The sequence below is a fragment of the Bacteroides sp. CAG:189 genome (genome assembly GCF_000432295.1).
Lineage (GTDB): Bacteria > Bacteroidota > Bacteroidia > Bacteroidales > Bacteroidaceae > Bacteroides > Bacteroides salyersiae.
Genome location: NZ_HF991094.1, coordinates 2,621 through 4,029 on the forward strand (window position 1 = coordinate 2,621; position 1,409 = coordinate 4,029).

Genomic DNA, 1,409 nt, shown 5'->3' on the forward strand with positions numbered 1-1,409 from the left:
GGATTGTATTCAGCTCGCGTGGGGACGACGGTTCCTATACGCGCCCTTATATTGCCGGTTTTACTACGGCCGGCCGGTTTACCAAACCTTTTATTCTTCCTCAGGAGGAAACGGGCTTTTATGCTTGCTTTCTCAAGTCCTTTAATATCCCCGAATTTATGGTTGAACCGGTGAAGTTCTCCGTCCGCGAATTTGCCGGTGCATTTCAGGGGGATGCTATCTACGCCGAACCGGCAACCACTTCCGACGTCAGGTCGAATAATCTTTCAAATACTTCTCTAAAGCCCCAGAAACGGGGTTGACCTCCTTTTTGTCCACTTTTGTGGAATAAAATTCTACCGCTTATCGCATTCGATTGCTCTATCTTTGCTTCCGTCAAAAATGAGGGATAGCCGGGTGCACTGTCTCTTAAAAATTGAATTAGTTAACTTTAAAAGTATAGCCATGAGGAAAACATTACTTTGTGCTTTTTACTTTGTTATTATCCATTTGTCTGTTTGGGCGCAGGAACAATACACCCAACTGCCTACTTTCTACATTGAAACGGATAATCCCAATGCTACCATCGGAAAAAAAGATTATGTATCCGGTAAGCTGACCATTGTCAGCAGTGATAAAAAGGAGTGTATGACCGATGCCCTATTAGGCATTCGCGGTCGTGGAAATTCCACTTGGGGGATGGCGAAGAAACCCTATCGTATTAAGTTCGATTCGAAAACGCGCCTGCTGAATCTGAATGCCAAGGCGAAAAGTTGGGTCTTATTGGCTAACTATGCCGATAAGACACTGATGCGCAATGCCGTGGCCTTTGAGGTCAGTTCATTTTTGGGAATGGAGTTTACGCCTGCTGTCCGCTTTGTGGATGTGGTGCTCAACGGAGAGTTCATGGGCAATTACATGGTTTCCGATCAGGTGGAAGTGGCGAAAGGCCGTGTACCGGTAGAAGAACAGGAAACCACGGATACGGAAGAACCCGTCATCACGGGCGGATATCTGATCGAACTGGACGGCTTTGCTTCTTCGGAACCCGTATGGTTTCAGACGCCGAAGGGGCTGAAAGTGACTGTGAAGTATCCGAAGGATGACGAAATCAACATGAAGCAACGCAGATATATTACCGATTATATCTGTAATTTTGAAGACGTGCTCTTCTCTGCTCAGTTTACCGACCCGGAAGAGGGGTATCGGGCATGGATCGACGAAAAGTCGTTGATCGATTGGTACATAGCCTGTGAGCTGGTCGGTAATTCCGATTCTTTTTGGAGTACTTATATTTATAAGAAACGTGAGGATAAGCATCTCTATTTCGGTCCGTTATGGGATTATGACATTGCTTTCAATAATGACAACCGCTTGGGCGATGCCACTAACAAATTAATGCGTGAAGCCGCCCATAACCCTAAGGATTG

The 1,409-nt window shown here is 45.8% G+C and carries 1 protein-coding gene and 1 pseudogene; both read left to right on the top strand.

What is annotated here, in order from left to right:
* Nucleotides 1–302 (top strand): annotated as a pseudogene (locus QVP90_RS13325) (hypothetical protein); the annotation flags it as partial.
* A gap of 142 nt (nucleotides 303–444) precedes the next feature.
* Nucleotides 445–1,409: CotH kinase family protein (locus QVP90_RS13330; protein ID WP_288204504.1), on the top strand; the 965-nt coding region annotated here is incomplete at its 3' end.